Genomic DNA, 21,394 nt, shown 5'->3' with positions numbered 1-21,394 from the left:
CTTCGCCTACGGGTACATCGACCGGCGCGGCTGGGTCCAGGACGGCTGGATCTGCTGACCGCCGCCAGCCCCGGCCCGCCGACCTGAACCCGCCCCGCAGGCCGGACCCACGCCGATGGTGGCTCCGCGTCGCCTCCGCCCACGCGCCGGTGATCCGGTGCGTGCTGCGCCCGTTCCGCCTCCCTGACCCCACCGCAGCGGCGACAGTGGTGTCGGAACGGTCACCGCGGCGACGGCGGGGGGTGCTAGGTGGAGGGGCTGTTGCTGCTCGTGGTGCTGGCCGTCACGGTGATCGTCGGCACCACCCTCGGCGGCCGCTACCGGGTCGCGCCGCCGGTCCTGCTCATCGGCATGGGCGCGCTGCTGGCCCTGATCCCACCGCTGTCGCACGTGGTGCTCGATCCCGAGGTGGTGCTGCTGCTCTTCCTGCCGGCGATCCTCTACCGCGAGGCCCTGACGACCAGTCTCCGCGAGATCCGGAACAACCTGCTCGTCATCGGTCTGCTCGCGGTGGTGCTGGTGGGGCTCACGGCGGTCACCGTGTCGCTCGCCGCGCAGGCGCTCGGCGTCCACCCGGGTGCGGCGTGGGTGCTCGGCGCCGTGCTGGCCCCGACGGACGCCGCCGCGGTGTCCGGCCTGGCCAAGCGGATGCCGCGCCGGGTGCTCACCACGCTGCGCGCGGAGAGTCTGATCAACGACGGCACGGCCCTGGTGCTCTTCTCCGTCACGGTCGGCCTGCTCGCCGGCGGCACCGTGCCGGGGGCGCTGAAACTGGCCGGCGAGTTCAGCCTCTCGTTCGCCGGCGGCATCGCCGCCGGACTGGTGGTCAGCGGTCTGGTCGTGCTGGTGCGGCGACACATCGACGACCCGATGCGCGAGGGGGCGCTCAGCGTGCTGACCCCGTTCGCCGCGTTCACGCTGGCGGAACAGATACACGCGAGCGGTGTGCTGGCGGTGGTGGTGGCCGGACTCGTGCTCTCCTACGCCGGTCCACGGGTCATCCGGGCCCGCTCCCGACTGGTGGCGTTCGCGTTCTGGGATCTCTCGACCTTCCTGATCAACGGCGCGCTCTTCGTGCTGCTCGGGATGCAGATCCCCCGCGCGATCCGCAGTGTCACAAGTGTTTCCTTCGGGCGCGCCGTGGTCATCGCGACGGTCGTGACGCTGGTGGTGGTACTCACCCGGGCCGCGTGGCTTCTCCTGTCGTCGTACCCGATCCGGGTGGTCAACCCTCGGGCGAAGCGGCAGCCCGCCGGCATCCGGATCCGCGTCGTCGCCGCCTGGACCGGATACCGGGGCGCGGTCTCGCTCGCGGCGGCGCTGGCAGTACCACTGAGTACGCACGGGCATCAGGTCTCGGAACGAGATCTGATCATCTTCTGCACGGCCACGGCGATCGTCGCGATCATGCTGGTGCAGGGCACCACCCTGCCGCTGATCGTGCGTTGGGCGCGCCTGATGGGCGATCCGCGGCGCGTCGAAGAGGTGCGGCAGGCCCGCGTACGGGCCGGACAGGCGGGGCTGTCGGCGCTGCCGCAGATCGCCGAGCAGGTCGGCGCGGACGACGACGTGCGGGACCGGGTCCGCACCGACTACGAGGCACTCCTCGAGGACCTCAGCAGCGCCGAACGCGAGGAGGGTCCGCCACGGGCCAGCGAGCGGGAGCGCCAGCTGCGGCTGGGCCTGATCGAGCACAAACGCCGGGAGATCACCCGGATGCGCGACGCCAACGAGATCGACGACGTCGTGCTGCGAGAACTCCAGGCCGCCCTGGACATCGAGGAGGTCCGGCTGCTCGGGCCGGAGGCGCCGGAGTAGCGGTCCCCGGGGGCCTGCGATCCGCGGAGAGGGGCGCAGGGTGCACGAGGTAGCGGAAACGCCGCTGCACGGCCGCGTCGCCGTGGTCACCGGAGCGGCGCGCGGCATCGGGCGGGCCCCGCGGTCGCGCTGGCCCGGGCCGGCGCCGACGTCGCAGGTGTGGACATCGCCGGGCCGGTGAGTCCGATCCTGGACTATCCGCCGGCCACCAGCGCCGACCTCGACGAGACAGGCCGGCAGGTGGGGGCGTACGGACGGCGTCGGCTCGCCGTGACCGCCGACCAGCGGGACGTCCGGCAGGTGCGGGCGGTCGCCGGCCGGACCCTCGTCACCTCCTCCACGCAGGGCCGGCACGGCACCAAGTTCGGCGCGGCGTACTCGGCGTCGAAGTGGGGCATCATCGGCCTGATGAAGTCGGCCGCGCTGGAGCTCGGCGCGTACGGCATCACGGTCGACGCCGTGATCCCGGGGCTGGTCGACACGGCACTGACCCGGCATCAGGATCGGTACGCGCAGGCGCTCGCCGAGGCCGGGCGTACCCCGTCCGGCGATGTGACCCGGGACGAACAGGCCGCGGTGGAGGCGTTGCGCGGGCGTACGCCGCTCGGCGTTCCGTGGCTCGCGCCGGAGGACGTCGCGCCGCTGGTGGTGTTTTTCGCCTCGGACGACGCGCGGATGGTCAGCGGCGCCACGTTCGCCGCCACCGCCGGCGACAGCGCCCACTTCACGAGCTGACCCCGGGGGGTGGGGATGCGCTGGGTTACCAGGGGGCTGGTGGGGGTGGCGGGATCACGGGCGGGCGGTCGTCGCAGGTGATGGTGTTCGGCAGTTGCCAGTCGGCCAGCCAGCCACCGTCGTTGCCGCCGAGGTCGGTGAGGCCGAACTCCGAACCGGCCGGGGTGAAGTGGAACGAGCCGCAGTTGTTCACGCCCACTGCCCCGACGTGCCGCGCGTCCACGTTCTGGAAGGACGCCGAGCCGGCGGTACGGGCACTGACCACCGACGTGCCGGTGCCGTCGACCCGGATGTCCCGGAAGCGCACGCCGTTGATCGAGTAGAGGTCCTTCACCGCCCACTCACTGACCAGCATGATCGCGTTGTAGGTGCTGTCGAGGTACGCGTCGCCGGTCACCTCGATGCGGGCGTCGATGCTGCGGTCCAGGGCGTAGAACCAGATCGCGCCGAGCCCGATCTTCCAGTTCAGTTCCCAGGTGCCGGCCCGGACAGTCGTGTTGCCGGTGATCCGTAGGTGCCCGGTGAAGGGCTCCGCGGCGAAGCGGGACCCGACGTGGATGGCGCTGCCCTCCCGCACCGGGTCGGCGATCAGGTTGCCGGAGACGGTGTTGTCGCCGCCGCCGTAGACGGCGATGCCGTTGGCGAGCACCGGCGACTGCACGGTGTTGCGGGCGAAGGTGTTGCGCGCGTTCGCCGTCTGCTCCGACCACATCGCCAGGCCGTCGTCGCCGGTGTTCCGGACGAAGTTGTTCGCGACGAGCGAGTCGGTCACGCCGGTGTGGAAGTTCAGCGCGTCGGCGATCTGGTCGACGATGATGTTGTCGGTGACGCGTACGTTGCGCATCGGCCCGTCGAACCACAGGCCCACCTTGGTGTGGCGCAGGTGCAGCCCGTCGATGGTCGAGTCGCTCATCGCCCCGCCGATGCCGTTCACCTGGTCGGTGTCGATCCGCTCCCGCACGTCGCCCTCGATGGCGAAGTCGGCGAGGTGCACGTTGCGGCTGCCGCCGTCGGCCGCGTCCCTGCCGTAGAAGCCGACGCCGGTGTGCACCGACCCGTCCGGCGCCGGGGTGGGCAGCGCCACCTCGCGGCCCTTGATGATCGTGTACCAGTTGCCGGCGCCCTGGATGGTCACGTCGTCGACGATGATGTGCCGGTTGACCTGGTAGGTGCCCGGTGGGAGGTAGACGGGCAGCCCGGTGCGCCGGGCGAAGGCGATGGCGCGTTCGATCGCGGGGGCGGCGTCGCGTCGGCCGGTCGGGTCGGCGCCGAAGGCCAACACGTTCGCGGCGAGCGGGCGCACCTTCGGTGGACCGACCAACTCCGAGTCGAGCAGGTCGATGACCGTCCACGCAGCGTTGCTGCCGGCCGGCGCGGTGAGCCGGATCCGGTCACCGGCCCGGTACGTGCGACCGAGCAGCAACCGCTGCTCGTCGTAGAAGTGGCTCGGCCGGAACGGCTTCTGGATCGTCGGGTACGGGGTGGTCTCCGCCGGTACGCAGGAGCACTCGGTGATCCACCAGTCGGGGTGCAGCAGGTTCGCGTTCGGGTCGTTGGTGAACGGGTACTGGTTGTAGAGCCACGCGTACTGCGAGGTCAGCGTCATGGTGCGGACCCGCTTGCCGTTGGCCGCGACGTCCAGCGGCGCGGTGATGCCGCCGCCGGTGGGCGCGTCGGGGATGCTGTAGCGGACCGTGATCGCGTTGGCCGCGGCGGGCAGGGTGAACTCGACGTGCTGGCCGGGGGTCAGCCGGACCGCCCGCCGCCCGGACGCCTCCGAGGGTAGCGTGTACGCGTCCCGGTCGGGCCCGATCACCTCGCCGTTGGTGGTCGCGTTCTCCGCCTCCTGCTCGAGGAAGGAGACCCGCGCGCCCCGGCCGGCGACCAGTTGCGGATCGAGCGCGGCCCGGGTGACCACCGGGCCGGCGCGGCGGCCGGCGTCCCGGGCGGCGCCGGCCGGCGCGGCGGGCAGGATGCCGAGTGCCGTGGCGAGCGCGGTCACGGCCGCGACGGCCGCCCGCCGCTGCCGGTGTCGGGTGCGCGGCAGGCCCGCGCGGGTGCTCCGGTTCATGGACGGACTCATCTCTTCCGTGGTGGGTGGCGCGACGCGTGTCGTCGCCTCGGACGGCCGGGCGTCAGGCGGCGTAGACCTCCAGCTGGGAGAGCTGGCCGGCGGGCCCGCCGGTGTTGCCCGTGACGTGGACGCGCACGTACCGGGTCGCGGTGGCGGGGGAGCTCAAGGTCACCTGGTTTCCGCTGGCCGGGTCGAAGCATCGGCCGGCGGAGGCGACGATGTCGCTCCAGCTGTCGCCGTCGGTGCTGCCCTGCACCGAGAGGGTCCGGGCCGACCAGGTCGCCGCCGGAGGCAGCCGGAGCACGACCCGGCCGACAGTGGTGGCCGCCCCGAGGTCGACCCGCACCCACTGGGCGAAGGCGTTGTTGGCGCTCTCCCAGTAGCTGTCCGGGTCACCGTCGACCACGTTCGCGCTCCCGTACGACTGGGTCTGGCTGCTCTGCGCGGTCGGTCGCCCGGCGGCCAGGTTGCCGCCCGGCGGCTGGCCGCCTCCCGGGACCGGCGGGGTCGGGCGCCACCCGGGTAGCTGAACCATCCCTGGTAGCCGACGGTGATCTTGCCGACCACGTCGCCAGGTGGGCTGGCCGCGGCGGCCGGGGCGGGTGAGGCCAGGTCGGGAAGGGCGGCGAGCGCGGATCCCGCCGCCGCGGAGCCGATCAGGGTGCGACGGGTGAGCGCCATGGGTATGGCTCCTTCGCCGGTCAGGGGAATTGACGGCCATCATGCCAGCCGCCGTCATTGCATCGCAATAGTTCGACTTCTGAATGAAAGATCACGGCTACCAAACTGTAAGAAATAGATGATCGGGGCGAGCAGCCTTCCCCGTCCCGTACTGTCGGATGCAGGGTCGGTGCGGTGGGGCCGGGTGACGCGCGATGACGACGGTGGCGGAGAGCGACGCCGGATCGGCCGACGATTCCGGTCGCCCGCTCTTCGTGGAACTCTTCCTCGACCTGGTCTACGTCTTCGCGCTGGTCTCCCTGACGAAGACCCTGGCCGGCGACCTGAGCTGGACGGGCGTCGCCCGGACGCTGGTGCTCCTCTTCGCGTTCGCCCTGATCTGGGCACTGACGACGTGGGTGGGTGGTACCTCGGGCCTGGATCGTCCGTCGGTTGAAGCGCACATCATCGGCGTGGCGGCGGCGAGCCTACTGATGGCCGCCGCCGCACCCGACGCGTTCGGAGATCGCGGCCTGCTCTTCGCGGCCACCTACTTGCTCATCCACGCGGGCTCGATCTCCTACTACCAATTCCTTTCTCGGGACCCGGCCGGGCCACGACGCACCGCCAGGATCGCCTTCTGGGAGGCCATCGCGGCAGTCGGCTGGGTCGCCGGGGCCCTGCTTGAGGGGCCGGCGCGGCTGGGCCTCTGGGCACTGGCGACGGCCGTCGAGTACACCGCCGCCGTGTTCGGTTGGCCGGTACCCAAGCTCGGCCGCTCGCAAGCGATGGAATGGCAGTTGGGCGGGGAGCGGGTGCCCGAGCGGTACCGGCAGTTCGTGGTCGTCGCGCTCGGCGTGTCCATCCTCACCACCGGGACGACCTTCAGCCAGCACGAGTACACGTTGAACCGCGGCTTCGCCCTCGCGGTGGTGTTCACCATCGTGGTGCTGATGTGGCGGATCTACATCTACCGTGCGGGTGAACTGCTGACCGAGGCGATCGCCCGGTCGTCGGACCCGGCGCTGCTCACCCGCGCCGCCGCGGTCTGCCACCTGGCGATGGTGGCCGGCATCGTCGGCGTGGCGGTGGCCAGTGACCTCGTCGTGGTGCGGCCGCTCGGCGACACGCCACCGTCGTGGGCCGCCGTCCTGCTCGGCAGCCCGGCGTTGTTCCTGATCGGCCGTGGGCTGCTCGACTACACCGTGTTCGGGCGGGTCTCCCGCTCCCGGGTGGTAGGGCTGGTGCTGCTGGCCGGCGCGGCACCGGCCTCGTCGGTGTTGCCGCCGGTCATCGTCGCGCTGCTCGCCGTGGTCGTCCTCGCCCTGATCGCCGCGGCGAACCTGGTAGCCACCCGGCTGCACCCGCGCACGGCGGCGCCGCCGGCGCTCGGCTGAGCGTCCCTCCCCGTCGTCGCCGCGCCGGTGGACACGTCGCGCCGGCGCGGCGGCTCAACCGGTCGGGACGCCGACCAGCCGTGAGTGGGGAGCCACCGACTCTCCGACCAGGATGAGCAGCAGGACCAGGTTCGCCACCACGAGGACGCCCAGCGGTGGGAGCAGGGCCAGGGCCGGCGCGAGCGCGCCGAGCGCCACCACGCCCAGGGCCCGGGACCAGAGCAGGCGGCCGGTCAGCACCGCGTCGAAGAGGCAGCTGCCGACCAGGAAGAGCGCCGGCCCGCCGAGGACGACGGCCGTCCACGCGGCCGGCGTGGAGCCGAGCGGCTCGGCGATCACCAGCGAGAGGCCCGTCGAGGTCAGTAGCACCCCGCCCACCATCACCAGATGGGTGTACGACGTGGAGGTGCCCGGCCGCACCCGCTCCACCGTCGTGAGGCCGGACGGGGCGAGGAGCTGCCGCACCCGTTGGTAGTAGAGCTGGAGGACCAGGATCCCGGTGGTGAACGCGACGGCGCAGGCCGCGTACGCGGCGGGCCCGAGGTCGTTCGCGCTGAGCCCCACGCCGACGGTGAGGATGAGCTCGCCGAGCGCGATGAGGAAGATCTGCCGGTACCGCTCCGACAGGTGCGAGCCGGTGAAGATCTGACTGGACAGCTCGGTGCGCCCGAGCCGCGGAGTCGGCCAGCCGATCCGGGCCGAGCCGAGGTCGACCAGCACCGCGAACCCCCAGAGTGCCAGCCGTGACCATCCAGCGACGAACGCTCCGGCCGCCCAGGGCGCGGCGGTGACGAGGAACCAGAAGAAGACCCGGACGCTGCGCGCCTGGATCGAGCGGTTCGCCCGGGTGCCCGGGATGAGCACGGCGTCGCGGACCACGTGGATGCCGAAGTACGCCGCGACGAGGAGCCACCCGTAGTCACCGAAGGCCTGGGGGACCGCTATGGCCATCACCAGGGTCCCGAACATGACCAGCAGCACGGTCGCCTGGATGATCGGCAGCCGTGGATTGAACAGGTCGGTGAGCCACGCCGTCAGGACCCAGACCCACCATGCCGCCAGCAGCAGGATGGTCGCCTCGGCCAGGCCCCGCACCGTGAGGTCATCGGCGAACCCGGCGGCGATCCGGGAGAGCATGAAGATGTAGGTGACGTCGAAGAAGAGCTCCAGGAACGTCGGATAACCGGGCTCGCCGCGCCGGCGCAGGATGCGGGGGAGCGGACTGGACGTCACCGCGCCTGCCTCCTCTGACGCGCGCCGTGTACGCCGCGACCGGTAAGAGCCACCGACACCGTATCCACCTCCTTCGGACGGCGGACCCGCGGCGGCGGGCCCGTCACCCGTGCGGGACTGGTGATTTCGCCGATGCGGCGACGGGTGGGCGCGCTCGAAACTTATGCACGTCGATATTTCCCCCACCGCTAGGGAGCCCGACGTGCCCGTATCCACCACCACCCGTCCCCGTTCCGTCCTGTCCCGCATCGGCCGGACCGCGATGGCCGCCGTCCTGGTCGCGGGCGGCGCGCTGGCCGCGTCGTCCGGCCCGGCCCAGGCCGCCGACAACCCCTACGAGCGGGGTCCCGCCCCGACCGTCGCGTTGCTGGAAGCCAGCCGCGGCCCCTTCACCACCGCCTCACAGAACGTCTCCTCGCTGAGCGTCACCGGCTTCGGCGGTGGCGTCATCTACTACCCGACCGACACCAGCCAGGGCACCTTCGGTGCGATCGCCATCTCGCCCGGCTACACCGCCGCCTGGTCCAGCATCAGCTGGCTCGGCCCGCGGATCGCCTCGCACGGCTTCGTGGTGATCGGCATCGAGACCAACAGCCGGCTCGACCAGCCCGACAGTCGGGGCCGACAGTTGCTCGCCGCGCTCGACTACCTCGTCGAGCGGAGCTCGGTGCGGACGCGGATCGACGGCACCCGGCTGGCCGTGGCCGGTCACTCGATGGGCGGCGGCGGCAGCCTGGAGGCGGCGGCGTCCCGGCCGTCGCTGCAGGCGGCCGTGCCACTCGCCCCGTGGAACCTGGACAAGACCTGGAACACGCTCCAGGTGCCCACGCTGATCATCGGCGGCGAGAACGATTCCGTCGCCCCGGTCGCCACCCACTCGATCCCGTTCTACAACAGCATTCCGGCGTCCGCGGAGAAGGCGTACCTGGAGCTCAACGGCGCGAGCCACTTCTTCCCGCAGACGGTGAACACGCCGACCGCCCGGCAGGCGGTGGCCTGGCTGAAGCGGTTCGTCGACAACGACACCCGCTACGAGCAGTTCCTCTGCCCCGGCCCGAGCGGGTCGGCGATCGAGGAGTACCGCAACACCTGCCCCAGCGCCTGACGACCAGGGCGGGGTGGCCGTCGTAACGGCCGCCCCGCCCTCTCCGCAGGTCCGCCGCCACAGCGCGTCGATCACGAGGTTGTTGCGGCCGGGCGCGTCGCGGCAGCAACTCCCTGATCATCAGGGCGATCGCGGAGGGCGGCGTCGATGCGCGGGTGTCTGGTCGGACGGTTCGTCGTGTCGGTCCGTCCGGCCGCTGGCGCGCCGGCCGGTCGGGCGATTGGATCGAAACATCGAAAGTATTGACGCGGTAACCGAGAAAAGTACACTGCGAGTGTAAATAACGCCTGCCGCGACCCGGGGGATGGGTGATGGAGGAGGGGCTCGCACTGCACCACATCGGGGTGCGCTTCGGCGGCCTCACCGCCCTCGACGACGTCTCGCTGCGGGTGCCGCCCGGCCGGGTGGTCGGGGTCATCGGCCCCAACGGCGCCGGCAAGACCACGCTGTTCAACGTGATCTGCGGCTTCGTCGCCCCGGAGTCGGGATCGATCGCACTGGACGGCCGGCCGTTACGGCCACGTCCGCACCGGCTGACCCGGCTCGGCGTCGCCCGGACGTTGCAGGGCACCGGGCTCTTCGCCGGGTTGACCGTCCTGGAGAACGTGATGACCGGCGCCTCGCACACCGCCCGGGCCGGCTTCCTCCCGGCGCTGCTCGGGCTGCCCCGCAGCGACCGCGACGAGGCCCGACTTCGCCGGGACGCACTCGACGTTCTCGACCAGCTGGGCATCGCGGCACATGCCGACGCCGCGCCCGGCACGCTGCCCTTCGCCGTACGCCAGCGGGTCGCCCTGGCCCGGGCGCTCGCCGCCCGGCCCCGGCTGCTCCTGCTCGACGAGCCCGCAGGTGGCCTCGGCGCGGAGGACATCGCCGAGCTGGCTGAGCTGATCCGGCAGTTGCCGCACCGTGACCCGGACCCGTGCGCGGTGCTGCTGGTCGAGCACCACATGGACCTGGTGATGTCGGTCTGCGACGAGCTGGTGGTGCTCGACTTCGGTCGGGTGATCGCCGCCGGCACCCCGGACGAGGTCCGCGACGATCCCGCGGTCACCGACGCCTACCTCGGCGCCGCCGTCGACGAGGCGGCGGCATGAGTGAACGCGGCGACCTGCTGGTGGTGCGTGATCTCGTGGCGGGCTACGGTGCCGCGCCGGTGCTGCACGCCGTCGACCTCACCGTTCCCGCCGGCACCATCGCGGCCGTGGTCGGTGCCAACGGCGCCGGCAAGACCACCCTGCTCCGCACGATCTCCGGCGTGCTGCGCCCGCAGGCCGGCCGGATCGAACTCGCCGGGGAGGACCTGCGGGGCGTCCCGGTCGAGCGGCTGGTGCACCGCGGCATGGCGCACGTGCCGGAGGGGCGCGGCGTGATCGGCGAGCTCAGCGTCGACGAGAATCTGCGCCTCGGCGGGCTGTGGCGGCGCGACCGGGCCGACGCCGCCCGTGCGCTCGACGAGGTCTATCAGCTCTTCGAGCCGCTGGCCCGGCGCCGGCGCCACCTCGGCCACCAGCTGTCCGGGGGCGAGCGGCAGATGCTCGCGCTCGGCCGGGCACTCGTCGGTCGGCCCCGCCTGCTGCTGCTCGACGAGCCGTCACTCGGCCTCGCGCCGCGGGTGGTGGCCCGCACCATGGCTCTGCTGCGGCAGCTGCGCGACGGCACCGGGCTCACCGTGTTGCTGGTCGAGCAGAACGTCCGCAGCGCGCTCTCCGTGGCCGACCAGGGCGTGGTGATGTCGCTGGGGCGGGTGGTCACCACCGCACCGGCCACCGCCCTGCGCGACGACGTCGACCTCCGTCACGCCTACCTCGGTTTCTGACCACCGGGAGGGACAACTTTGGACCGCTTCGTCTTCCTCACCCTGGACGGCCTGTCCCGGGGAGCGGTCTACGCCGCGTTCGCGCTCGCGCTGGTGCTGATCTGGCGGGCCGCACGGGTCGTCAACTTCGCCCAGGGTGCGATGGCAGTCGCCGCCGCGTACGTCGCCTACAGCGTCGCCTCGGCCACCGGCTCGTACTGGCTGGGCTTCGTGGTCGCACTCGCGACCGGGCTGCTGCTCGGCGCGATCGTCGACCGGGCCGTGATGCGGTACGTCGACCACACCTCGCCACTGAACCCGGTGATCGTCGCGCTGGGGCTGGTGCTGCTGATCCAGGCTGTCCTCGGGATGATCTACGGCAGCGAGTTCCGGCCCGCCGAGGCGCCCTTCTCGCGGGGCGCGTTCACCGTGGGCGGGCTGGCCGTGCTCTCCCCGTACGACCTGTTCGTCTTCGGCGCGGTCGCGGTGGTGGTCTGTGCGCTCGCCTGGATCTTCGCCCGGACCGCGGTCGGCCTGCGGATGCGGGCCGCGGCGTTCGCTCCGGAGGTGTCCCGCCTGCTCGGGGTGAACGTCGGCGGCATGCTCACCCTCGGCTGGGCGCTCGCGTCCGGGGTCGGCGCGCTGGCGGCCATGCTGGTCATCCCGACCGAGCTCGGCCTGCATCCGCACGCGATGGACCTGGTCTTCGTCTCGGCGTTCACCGCGGCGGTGGTCGGCGGGCTGGACAGTCCACCAGGGGCGGTGGTGGGTGGTCTCGTCGTCGGCCTGCTGCTCTCCTATGTGAGCGGCTACGCCGGTAGCGACCTCACCCCGCTGGCGGTGCTGGTGCTGCTGCTGGCGGTGCTGCTGGTCCGTCCCGGTGGTCTGTTCGCCCCGGTCGCGGCGAGGCGGGTGTGAGCGCCACGTCGGCGGCGACGCCGCCGCGGGAGCGTACGACCGGTGTGGCCGGCGGGCCGGGTGGCCCGCGCCGGCGGGGCAGCACCCTGCTGCGTCATCTCGCCGTCGTGGCGGTGGCCGGGCTGCTGCTGGTCGGGGTGAGCTACGCCGTCGAGCCGTTCCGCAACTTCCAGCTCGCCACCGTGGCGGCGTATCTCTGCGCCACCGCCGGGCTCACCGTGCTCACCGGGCTCAACGGCCAGCTCTCGCTCGGGCACGGGGCGCTGATGGCCACCGGCGCGTACACCGTCGCGTTGTGCCAGAACGCGTTCTACGACCGCGGTGTCACCGGCGGTCTGCTGCTGCTCGTCTCGTTGGCCGCGGCGGTCGTCGCCACGGTCGCGGTCGGTGCCGTGGTGGGGGTGGCCGCGGCCCGGTTGCGCGGCCCGTACCTGGCCGGCGTCACCCTCGCCGTCGCGGTCGTGGTGCCGGCGCTGACCGTCACGTTCGACGGCGTCTTCAACGGCGAGCAGGGTCTGTCGGTGCCCGTCGAACCGCCGCCGCTGGCGCTCGGCGTGTACTTCCCCTACGAGCGGTGGCAGCTCTGGATCGCGGGCGCGGCCACCCTGCTCGCGTTGCTGTTGCTGGCGAACCTGGTGCGTAGCCGGTACGGCCGTACGTTCCGGGCGGTGCGGGACGACGAGGTGGCCGCCCGCCTCGCCGGGATCCACGTCGCCCGCACCCAGGTGCTCGCCTTCGTGGTCAGCGCCGCGACCGCCGGGCTCGGCGGTGCGCTGCTCGCGGTGCTCGCGCAGAGCGTGTCCCCGGGGGCCTTCGGGCTGACCCTGTCGCTTTTCCTGCTCATGGCCGTGGTGATCGGTGGCCTGGGGCGCCTCACCGGCGCGGTGTGGGGTGCGGTGATGCTCGTCGCCCTGCCGGACCTCAGCCACTCGGTGACCGAGCAGCTCACGCTCCCGGCCGCGGCGGCGCAGCGGCTGGAGGGCAACCTCCCGCTGGCGATCTTCGGTATCACCCTGGTCGTGGTCATGCTCGCCGCGCCGGGCGGCGTGCAGGGACTGCTGTCCCGGTTCGGCCGTGCGCTGCTCGCCCGCTGGCGGGTCGGCCGGTCCTGAGCCACCGGTCCGGCCTGCCCCCGGGCCGGGCGCCCCACCCCACCACGAAACCCCCACCGAGGAAAGGTCGGTGTTCCCCATGCACCGTACGGCGCGACGCGGTCTCGCGATCGCCAGCACCATCGCTCTGCTCATCGCCACGGCCGCCTGCGGCGGCGACGGCGGTTCCGGGTCCAGCCGCGGGAACGTGCCCGGTGTCACCGACACCGAGATCCTGGTCGGCACCCACATGCCGCTCACCGGCCCGGCCGCTGCCGGGTACTCGAAGATCGCTCCGGCGACGAAGGCGTACTTCGACTACGTCAACGCCAACGGCGGAGTGCACGGTCGCAAGATCAATTACAAGATCATGGATGACGGGTACAACCCGGCGAACACCCAGCAGGTGGTGCGCCAGCTGGTCCTCCAGGACAAGGTCTTCGCGATCCTCAACGGGCTCGGCACGCCCACGCACACCGGCGTGCTCGACTTCCTCAAGACCAACCGGGTGCCCGACCTCTTCGTCGCCTCCGGCAGCCGTAGCTGGGACCAGCCGGACAAGTATCCCGGCACGTTCGGCTTCAACCCGGACTACACGGTGGAGGGCAAGATCCTGGCCCAGCACGTGAAGACCACCATGCCGGGACGCAAGGTCTGCTTCCTCGGCCAGGACGACGACTTCGGCCGGGACAGCCTCGCCGGGGTGGAGAAGATCCTCGGCGCCGACTCGGTGGCGGTCAAGCAGACGTACGTCACCAGCAACACGAACGTGGCACCGCAGATCGGCGCGTTCAAGGCCGCCGGTTGCCAGGTGGTCGTCCTCGCCACCGTGCCCGGCTTCACGGCGTTGTCCATCGGCACCGCGGCCCGCCTCGGCTTCAAGCCGCAGTGGGTGGTCTCCAACGTCGGCGGGGACCACCCGACCCTGGCCAAGCAGCTCGGCGAGGCCGCACCGCTGCTCGAGGGAATGATCGGCGGCAACTACCTGCCGATGCAGAACGACGCCGCCAACCCGTGGATCCAGCTCTTCACCCGAATCAACAAGGAGCACAACGGGAACGCGGAGTTCGACGGCAACGTCGTCTACGGCATGTCCGTCGGCTACCTCTTCGTGCAGGCGTTGCTCGCCGCCGGCAAGGACCTCACCCGGGAGAGCCTGCTCGAGGCGGTGGGCAAGGGCGGCTTCCAGGGCCCGGGCCTGGTCCCGTTGCGCTTCTCGGCGAGCGACCACTCCGGCTACGGCGGGGAGCGGCTGACCCGGGTCAGCGGGGGAGTGCAGAGCTACTTCGGCCCGGCGTACGAGACCGACGAGGCGGACGGGCCGGTGAACGAGTACAGCGCGACGCCCGTCCAGCCTCCGGCGAACGGGGTGCCGACCGGCTCCTGACCCCGGCACCGATGGCCGCCGAGCCCGGTCACGGCACGACCCTCCGCCGTGGCCGGGCTCGACCCTGCCCTGAGGTCGGGGCGGGACCTTCACCCTCGCCGCTTCCACCTGCCGCCCACCGCTCCCGCCTCCCGGGGTGCCACTGGGCCGGTCGGGTCGTTGACCAGGGCGCGACAGTGCTCCTAGTATCTGCACTGTGACTGCATATTCTGATCGACTCTGCGGGCGGAGCCTTCCGTCGATGGTCAGGCGACGGCGCAAGTGAATGCCCCGCGAGCGGCCCCGTCGGCTCGCCCGGGGCCGGCGAGAGCGGCGCTCGCCGCCGCGACCTCGGGCCGGCCGGTGGCGGGCGAGCCCGTCGCACTCCGGGGCGCCTGGCGTCGCGGAGCGCCGCCGCGGTGGCCGGTGCTCGTCCCGCACCGCGTCGCGCCGCCGTCGCGGCCCATGGCGGCGGCGCTGATCACCGTCTGTCTAGACTCGCCGTCGGATGGGCCGCGACGGTGGTGAGAGGGCGTGAGCGGATGAGCGGGGCGGCGGCTCCGGGCCGCGTCGACGGGCGGACGCTGCGCTCCGAGCGCACCCGTGCGGCCATCGTCGAGGCGCACCTCGACCTCATCTCCGAAGGCGACCTGCGGCCGACCGGTGAGCGGATCGCCGAGCGCGCCGGCATCTCGCTGCGTACGCTCTGGACCAACTTCAAGGACATGGAGACGCTCTTCGAGGCCAGCGGCGCCGAGGTGCTCCGTCGGCAGGATGCCGCGTACCGGGCGATCTCGCCGGCGCTGCCCCTGGCCAAGCGGGTCGACGCGTACTGCCGGCAGCGGGCCCGGCTGCTCCAGCTCATCGCGCCGTCGGCCCGGGCCGCCCAGATGCGCGAGCCGGTCTCCGAGCAGCTGCACCGCAACCGGCTCAAGCACATCGAGCGCGTACGCGACGAGGTCGAGCAGCTCTTCGCGACCGAGCTGGCGAAGGTCGGCCGGGGGCGCGGGCAGCTGGTCGACGCGATCGTGGCGGCGAGCATGTGGCCGGCCTGGTCCATGCTGCGCGACGGTCTGGGGCTCGGCGTGGACCAGGCGCGGGCGGTCATGACCCGCACGGTGCGGGCGCTGCTGGCGCAGGTCGTCGAGGGTTGACACCGATGGCGCCCGTCGGGTCGCCCGCCCCTTTCCAAGTGCCTATCGATAGGTGACACTCGATGCATGGTTGCTGCATCAGCAGTGCAAATAACTGTGCTGCGTGGCCGGGACGAGGAACGCCGGGCGATCCGGCGGCTGCTCGACGGACTGACCGGCGGCGGGGCGGCCGTCGTGTTTCAGGGCGAGCCGGGCTCCGGGCGTAGCGCCCTCGTCGACTACGCCCACCACCACGCCGCGGCGTGCGCCGTCCTCGCCTCCGCCGGCCTCGCCGAGGAGGCGACGCTGCCGTACGCCGGGTTGCAACGCCTCCTCGACCCGGTGCTCGACCGGGCCGGCGAGCTGCCCACCGCACAGTCGCGCCTGCTGCGGCGGGTGCTGTCCGGCGCCGGTTGCCCGCCCGAGCGTCAGCTCGCGCTCGGTCTGGCCGCGCTGCGGCTGCTCGCCGTCGCCGCGCGAGATCGCCCACTGCTCTGCACGATGGACGACGTCGACCGCGGTGACCGGGCGACCGCCGAGATCCTCGCCTTCGTCGCCCGGCGGCTGCGGCGGATGCCGGTCGCCGTCGTGCTCACCGCGACGTCCACGCCCCCCGCCGGGCTGCCGACCTATCGGCTGCGCCCCCTCGACGAGCGAGACAGCGCCGCTCTCCTCGCCGACCGGCTGCCCGAGCCGCCTGTCGCGCCGGTGACCGCGGCGCTCGCCGCGGCCTCCCGAGGCAACCCGCAGGCCCTGGTCGACCTGGCCGGGGTACTCACCACGGCGCACTGCCGGGGCGAGGAGCCACCGCCGGCTGCCCCACCGGCCGACGGCGCGCTGGGCCGCGCCTACCGAGCCCGGCTGGACCAGCTGCCGCACGACACCCGTCGGATGCTGCTGCTCGCCGCGCTCGACGAGGACGGCGCGCCGGACGCACTGGTCCGCGCGGCCCGGGTCGGTGGCGCCTCGATCGCCGTGCTCGCCCCGGCCGAGCGGGCCGGACTGGTCCGGGTGGAGGCACACCGCGTCACGTTCCCTCACCCGGTCGCCCGGGCGGTGATCGCGGCCGTGGCGCCGATCGCCGAACGCCGGGCGGCGCACCTGCGCCTCGCCGGTGTGCTCGACGACCCGGCGCATCGGCTGGACCGGGCGCTGCACCTCGCGGCCGCCGCGGCGGGCCCCGACCCGGCGCTCGCCGGGGAGCTGGAGGCGGCGGCGCTGACCGTCGGTGGCGCTCGGGCGTCTGTGGCGCTGGAGCGGGCCGCCGAACTCGGCGAGGACCCCGCCCGTGTCGCCGAGCGGCGGGTGCACGCGGCACGGTACGCCTGGGCCGCCGGCGATACCCGGCGGGCGCGGCTGCTGCTGAGCGGCCTCCCGGCCGACCCGGTCGCGCCGGCCGGTACCGCTCCGGCCGAGCCGCTCGGAGCCGGGCTTGCGGCGGGCCCGGTCCCACCCACTGTCACCGGCCGGGCCGACCTGCTGCGCGGCGAGGTCGAGCTGCGCTGCGGCCGGACGCCCGCCGCCGTGCGCGCACTGCTGGCCGCGGCGGACCGGCTCGCCCGCACCGAGCGGTCGCTGGCGCTGGTGGCGCTCGCCCGGGCGGGTGAGGCGCTCTGCTTCTCCGGCGAGCAGTACCGGTACGCCGATCTCGCCCGGCGAGGCCGCGATCTCGCTCGGCCCGACGAACCACCCGAGGTCGAGCTGACCAGCACCTACCTAGCCGGGGTGGCCGCCACGCTCCGTGGCGACCTGGAGCAGGCCGGACCCGCGCTGCGCCGCGTCGTCGTGCTCGGCGGCCGGCTCACCGGGTCGGCACGTACCCCTGCCGCCCTGTGCTGGGCGGCGTCCGCGGGCCTGCTGGTGGCGGTGGACGGCGCGGCGCACCGCCTCGCCGAGCGCGCCGTCGAGCTGGCCCGCGAACAGAACGAACTCTCCGCGCTGCCACGCGCCCTGGAGCTGCGAGCGATCGCCGAGTACTGGCTGGGCCGGCACGAGGCGGCGGCGGAAAGCTCCCGGGAGGGACTGCGGACCGCACGCGCCACGGGCCAGGTCAACGCGGCAGCGGTCCACCGGGGAATGCTGGCGGTGCTCGCCGCCGTACGCGCCGACCGGGAGAGCTGCCTGCGCCGGCTGCGCGAGATCGGCGACGGGCCGGCCCCGCACAGCCGGCCGTGGGCGCTGGCACAGTGGGCGATCGCGGTGCTCGACCTGATCGACGGCCGGCCCGCTGCGGCCGCCTCCCGACTCGCCGCGCTGGCCCGGCCCGGCACCGGCCGCGGTCAGGTCCTCGTTCAGGTGATGGCCACCCCCTACCTGGTGGAGGCCGCTCAGCTGGCGCACCGGCCGACCGCGACCGCCGCCCTCGCGCTCTTCGACAGGTGGGCCAGCAGCACGGCCAGCCCGTCCCGCCGTGCGCTGTCGGCCCGCTGCCACGCGCTGCTCGCCCCGCGCGGCAGCGCCGAGGCGGAGGAGCGGTTCCGTGCCGCGCTGCGGCTGCACCCGGTGGACGCCGGCGCATTCGAGCGGGCCCGCACCGAACTGCTCCTCGGCCAGGAGCTGCGCCGGGCCCGGCGGCCCCGCGACGCGCGTACGCACCTGCACGACGCGTGGCAGACGTTCACGATGCTCGGCGCGGGGCCCTGGGCCGATCAGGCCACCGCCGAACTACGCGCGGCCGGCGAGTCCGTCGGCGTGCCGGACCCGGCCGCGGCGCGGTTGCTGACCGGTCAGCAACTGCGGATCGCACAACTGGTCGCCGAGGGCGCCACCAACCGGGAGATCGCCGCCCGGCTGTTCCTCTCCACCCGGACGGTCGACCATCACCTGCGCAACATCTTCCACCGGCTCGGCATCCGTTCGCGTACCGAGCTGGCCCGGGCACTCCCATAGAGCAGCGCCGCCGGGCGCGGGTTCAGGCAGACGGCGTGACCGGGGACCGCAGGCCGAGCCACTGCTCGGCGTCCCAGGCACGGAACCGCTCTACCTCGGTGAACCCCAGCTTCGCCGCGAGGCGCATCGAGCCGACGTTCGCGGTTTGGGTGGTGAGCACCACCGGCTCGCCGGGAAGGACGCCGTCGAACCAGTCGAGTGCCGCCGCGCACGCCTCGGCTGCGTACCCGAATCCCCACGCTCGCGGCAGGAACAGGTAACCGAAATCGGCCTTCCCCACGGCGGCCGGGCGACGGTGTTCCGTCGCTCTCCTGAGCAGGATCTGACCGATCATCGCCCCGTCGAGATCGACGACGAAGCTCCCGGGCCACCGCTCGGGCGTCCCGGGCATCTCGCGTTCAAGCTCCTGACGGGGCCGGGGGCCGCCGAGGTAGGTGTTCACTTCCGGCGACGCCAGCAGCTCGATGAACGCCGGACGGTCCCGGGCCTCGGACTCACGGAGCACGAGCCGCTCGGTCCGGATGGGTTCAGGCGGCCAGGCGACGGGTCCGAGGTCGGTCACGGCGGCCAGTGAATCAGCAGACTCGGTAGCGATCAAGAGTCAATGCACCGGCCCGTTCCTCAACGGCAGCTACGGGTTCTAGGGGCCGGACTCAGGGGACGACCACCGTGCGGGCACCCTCGCCCCGGGCCATCCGGTCGAAGGCGGCAGCGGCACCGTCCAGGTCGGTCCGGTCGGTGATCAGCGGAGCGAGGTCCAGGGTGCCGTCGAGCACCGACCGGGCCAGCGCGGGCACGTCCCGGTCCGGATCGGACGAACCGTAGACGGACGAGCGCAGCGTGCGGGCCGAATGGAAGATCTCCAGCGCGCTGAGCGGCACCACGTCGTCCTTCGCGCCCATGCCCACCACCGTCACGGTGCCGCCCCGGCGGGTGGCCCGCCACGCGGCACGGATGGTGTCGCCCCGCCCGACGCACTCGAAAGCGTGGTCGACGCCCCGCCGGCCGGTGCGTTCGCGTACCGCCCGGCTCAGCGTGTCGTCGGAGAGCAGGAACTCGGTCGCCCCGGCGGCGAGCGCGAGCTTCGCCTTGGTCGACGACACGTCGACGGCGAGCACCGGGTCGGCTCCGGCGGCCCGGGCGGCGCCGACGACCGACAGCCCCACCCCGCCGAGACCGACCACGACGACCGATTCCCCGCGTGCCACCCCGGCGGTACGGCGGACCGCTCCGACCCCGGTGAGCACGGCGCAACCGAGCAGTGCGGCCGCCTCGAACGGCAGCTCGGCGGGGACCGGGATCACCGCGGCCTCGGGCACCACCACCTCCTCGGCGAGCGCGCCGAGGCCGAGCGTGACGTGCAGCGGCTCTCCGGCCGCCGTGCGGCCCCGGGGCACCGCGGGCACCCCACCCTGCTCGCAGAGCCAGGGTTCGTCACGCCCGCAGTACCAGCACCGCCGGCACGGCGGCGCCCAGTTGAGCACCACGTGCTCGCCGGACGCCACCCGGGTGACCCCCGCGCCGACCTCGGTCACCACCCCGGCCGCCTCGTGACCGAGAGCGAGCGGGTACGGCGCGGCCACCGTGCCGTTCACCATGGACAGGTCCGAGTGGCAGACCCCGGCCGCCCGGACGGTCACACGTACCTCGCCGGGTGCCGGGGCGGGCAGCTCGACCTCCTCGACCCGGGGCGGCTCGCCGACGCCCCGTACGACGAGCGCCCTCATCGCTGGATCGCCTTCGTCTGCAGGAACTCGGCCAACCCGTGGCGGCCCAGCTCCCGGCCGAGGCCGGACTGTTTGTAGCCGCCGAACGGGGCGAGCGGGTTGAACGGCGCGCCGTTGACATCCACCGCGCCGGTCCGCATCCGCCGGGCCACCCGGAAGGCCCGTTCCTCGTCGGTGGACCAGACCGCGCCGGCCAGGCCGTAGCGGGAGTTGTTCGCCACCGCCACGGCGTGGTCCTCGTCGTCGACCGGGATGACCGCGAGGACCGGACCGAAGACCTCCTCCTGGGCCAGCGCGCTGTCCGGGTCGACGTCGGCGATGACGGTGGGCGCCACGAACCAACCGCGTTCGGGCACCACCGCGTCCGGGCCGCCGGCGACGAGTCGGCCGCCGTCGGCGAGACCGCGGGTGACGTGGCCGAGCACCCGCTCCCGCTGCGTCGCCGAGACGAGTGGGCCCAACCGGGTGGCCGGATCGAACGGGTCGCCGATGCGGTAGGCGGCGGCGGCCTTGCCGGCCAGCTCCACCGCTTCGTCGTAGCGGGACCGGTGCACGAGCATCCGGGTCCAGGCGGTGCAGGTCTGCCCGGAGTTGAGGAACGCGTTGCCCACGCCGACCTTCACGGCGGCCACCAGGTCGGCGTCGTCGAGGATCACGTTCGCCGACTTGCCGCCGAGTTCGAGTGCCACCCGCGCGATCCGGTCCGCGGCGAGGTGCGAGATCCGGCGGCCGGTGGCGGTGGAGCCGGTGAAGGAGACCATGTCCACGTCCGGGTGCGCGGCGATGGCCTCACCGACCAGCCGGCCGGTGCCGGTGACGAGGTTGACCACGCCCGGCGGTAGGCCGGCCTCGTGGATCGCGTCGAAGAGCAGGTACGTCACGAGCGGGGTCAGCTCGGACGGCTTGAGCACGACCGTGCAGCCGGCCGCGAGCGCCGGGGCGAGCTTCGCCATCACCTGGTGCAGCGGGTAGTTCCACGGGGTGATCGCGCCGACCACGCCGACCGGCTCCCGGACCACCGTCGAGTTGCCTACCGTCTCGTCGGCCGGGAAGTGGGCGGCCAGCTCGACGTAGCTGTGCAGCACGGTGAGGGGCAGGCCGGCCTGGATCCGGGAGGCCACCTTCAGCGGCGTGCCCAGCTCCAGCGCCACGGTGCGGGCGATCTCGTCGGCCTTGGCGGAGAGCACGGCGTGCAGCCGGTCCAGGTGCGCCGCGCGCTGCGCCGGCGGAGTCGCGGCCCATCTGTCGAAGGCGGCCCGGGCGGCGGCCACGGCCCGGTCCACGTCGGCGGCCCTGCCGGCCGGCACGGTCGCGATGACCTCCTCGGTGGCGGGGTTGTGCACCGGAAGGGTCTCCCCGTCGGGGGAGGTGACCCAACGGCCATCGAGATAGAAGTCGGTCCGTGCGAGTTCCATCGCGCCCCTCACGTGCGTCGCCAAAACTAGTGCGG

At 73.2% G+C, this 21,394-nt stretch carries 17 protein-coding genes; 11 read left to right on the top strand and 6 right to left on the bottom strand.

The features are described 5' to 3' along the window. Positions 1 to 249: 249 nt before the first annotated feature. The gene (locus BXA10_RS08220; RefSeq protein ID WP_076469412.1) at positions 250 to 1,818 is read left to right on the top strand and encodes a Na+/H+ antiporter; all 1,569 of its coding nucleotides are present in this window, start codon (positions 250 to 252) and stop codon (positions 1,816 to 1,818) included. 177 nt (positions 1,819 to 1,995) lie between these two features. Further along, entirely contained in the window at positions 1,996 to 2,553 is a 558-nt protein-coding gene (locus BXA10_RS08215; protein WP_245828169.1) for an SDR family NAD(P)-dependent oxidoreductase, read from the top strand. A gap of 25 nt (positions 2,554 to 2,578) precedes the next feature. Here the strand turns inward: BXA10_RS08215 and BXA10_RS08210 are convergent, their stop codons facing one another. Together BXA10_RS08210 and BXA10_RS08205 are read right to left on the bottom strand one after the other, a co-directional pair. Further along, positions 2,579 to 4,624 carry a glycosyl hydrolase family 28-related protein gene (locus BXA10_RS08210; protein ID WP_076469410.1) on the bottom strand — a complete coding sequence of 682 codons (2,046 nt, stop codon included), beginning with the start codon at positions 4,622 to 4,624 and terminating at the stop codon, positions 2,579 to 2,581. Between the two features lie 64 nt (positions 4,625 to 4,688). Next, positions 4,689 to 5,162 (bottom strand): discoidin domain-containing protein, encoded by a 474-nt coding sequence (locus BXA10_RS08205; protein ID WP_076469408.1) that lies wholly within the window; start codon positions 5,160 to 5,162, stop codon positions 4,689 to 4,691. A gap of 340 nt (positions 5,163 to 5,502) precedes the next feature. Between BXA10_RS08205 and BXA10_RS08200 the strand changes: the two genes are divergently transcribed. Next, the gene (locus BXA10_RS08200) at positions 5,503 to 6,684 is read left to right on the top strand and encodes a low temperature requirement protein A (protein WP_076469406.1); all 1,182 of its coding nucleotides are present in this window, start codon (positions 5,503 to 5,505) and stop codon (positions 6,682 to 6,684) included. A 54-nt stretch (positions 6,685 to 6,738) separates the two neighbouring features. On the opposite strand, the gene BXA10_RS08195 is transcribed toward BXA10_RS08200, so the two are convergent. Further along, positions 6,739 to 7,917 (bottom strand): low temperature requirement protein A, encoded by a 1,179-nt coding sequence (locus tag BXA10_RS08195; RefSeq protein WP_076469404.1) that lies wholly within the window; start codon positions 7,915 to 7,917, stop codon positions 6,739 to 6,741. Between the two features lie 262 nt (positions 7,918 to 8,179). Between BXA10_RS08195 and BXA10_RS08190 the strand changes: the two genes are divergently transcribed. From BXA10_RS08190 to BXA10_RS32395, 8 genes are all read left to right on the top strand, one after another. Continuing rightward, positions 8,180 to 9,022, top strand: coding sequence for an alpha/beta hydrolase family protein (locus BXA10_RS08190; protein ID WP_245828194.1), 843 nt, complete (start codon positions 8,180 to 8,182; stop codon positions 9,020 to 9,022). A 311-nt stretch (positions 9,023 to 9,333) separates the two neighbouring features. Continuing rightward, entirely contained in the window at positions 9,334 to 10,119 is a 786-nt protein-coding gene (locus tag BXA10_RS08185) for an ABC transporter ATP-binding protein (RefSeq protein ID WP_076469400.1), read from the top strand. Continuing rightward, on the top strand, positions 10,116 to 10,841 hold the full coding sequence (locus BXA10_RS08180; RefSeq protein ID WP_076469399.1) for an ABC transporter ATP-binding protein: 726 nt from the start codon (positions 10,116 to 10,118) through the stop codon (positions 10,839 to 10,841). The genes BXA10_RS08185 and BXA10_RS08180 overlap by 4 nt, the downstream gene beginning before the upstream one ends. An 18-nt stretch (positions 10,842 to 10,859) precedes the next feature. After that, positions 10,860 to 11,738 (top strand): branched-chain amino acid ABC transporter permease, encoded by an 879-nt coding sequence (locus tag BXA10_RS08175; protein ID WP_076469397.1) that lies wholly within the window; start codon positions 10,860 to 10,862, stop codon positions 11,736 to 11,738. Continuing rightward, a complete protein-coding gene (locus BXA10_RS08170) occupies positions 11,735 to 12,850 on the top strand; it encodes a branched-chain amino acid ABC transporter permease (protein ID WP_076469396.1) in 1,116 nt (371 codons plus the stop codon). Before BXA10_RS08175 ends, BXA10_RS08170 begins: the two co-directional genes overlap by 4 nt. 79 nt (positions 12,851 to 12,929) lie before the next feature. After that, on the top strand, positions 12,930 to 14,216 hold the full coding sequence (locus BXA10_RS08165) for an ABC transporter substrate-binding protein (RefSeq protein ID WP_076469394.1): 1,287 nt from the start codon (positions 12,930 to 12,932) through the stop codon (positions 14,214 to 14,216). A 521-nt stretch (positions 14,217 to 14,737) separates the two neighbouring features. Continuing rightward, the gene (locus BXA10_RS08160) at positions 14,738 to 15,349 is read left to right on the top strand and encodes a TetR/AcrR family transcriptional regulator (RefSeq protein ID WP_076469392.1); all 612 of its coding nucleotides are present in this window, start codon (positions 14,738 to 14,740) and stop codon (positions 15,347 to 15,349) included. Between the two features lie 66 nt (positions 15,350 to 15,415). Further along, complete coding sequence (locus BXA10_RS32395) at positions 15,416 to 18,217, top strand: helix-turn-helix transcriptional regulator (protein WP_076469390.1); 2,802 nt, start codon at positions 15,416 to 15,418, stop codon at positions 18,215 to 18,217. Between the two features lie 22 nt (positions 18,218 to 18,239). Here BXA10_RS32395 and BXA10_RS08150 read toward each other — a convergent pair whose 3' ends face one another. The 3 genes from BXA10_RS08150 to BXA10_RS08140 all read right to left on the bottom strand — a co-directional run bounded on the left by BXA10_RS08150 (position 18,240) and on the right by BXA10_RS08140 (position 21,359). Next, the gene (locus BXA10_RS08150; protein ID WP_076469388.1) at positions 18,240 to 18,779 is read right to left on the bottom strand and encodes a GNAT family N-acetyltransferase; all 540 of its coding nucleotides are present in this window, start codon (positions 18,777 to 18,779) and stop codon (positions 18,240 to 18,242) included. Between the two features lie 91 nt (positions 18,780 to 18,870). Further along, entirely contained in the window at positions 18,871 to 19,944 is a 1,074-nt protein-coding gene (locus BXA10_RS08145) for an alcohol dehydrogenase catalytic domain-containing protein (protein WP_076469386.1), read from the bottom strand. Then, positions 19,941 to 21,359, bottom strand: a complete 1,419-nt coding sequence (locus BXA10_RS08140; protein ID WP_076469384.1) for an aldehyde dehydrogenase family protein — start codon at positions 21,357 to 21,359, stop codon at positions 19,941 to 19,943. Before BXA10_RS08140 ends, BXA10_RS08145 begins: the two co-directional genes overlap by 4 nt. Positions 21,360 to 21,394 lie beyond the last annotated feature (35 nt).

This window comes from Micromonospora avicenniae (assembly GCF_900156065.1).
GTDB lineage: Bacteria > Actinomycetota > Actinomycetes > Mycobacteriales > Micromonosporaceae > Micromonospora > Micromonospora avicenniae.
The sequence above is the reverse complement of the archived record's forward strand: the minus strand, read 5'-3'. Positions and strand labels throughout refer to the sequence as shown.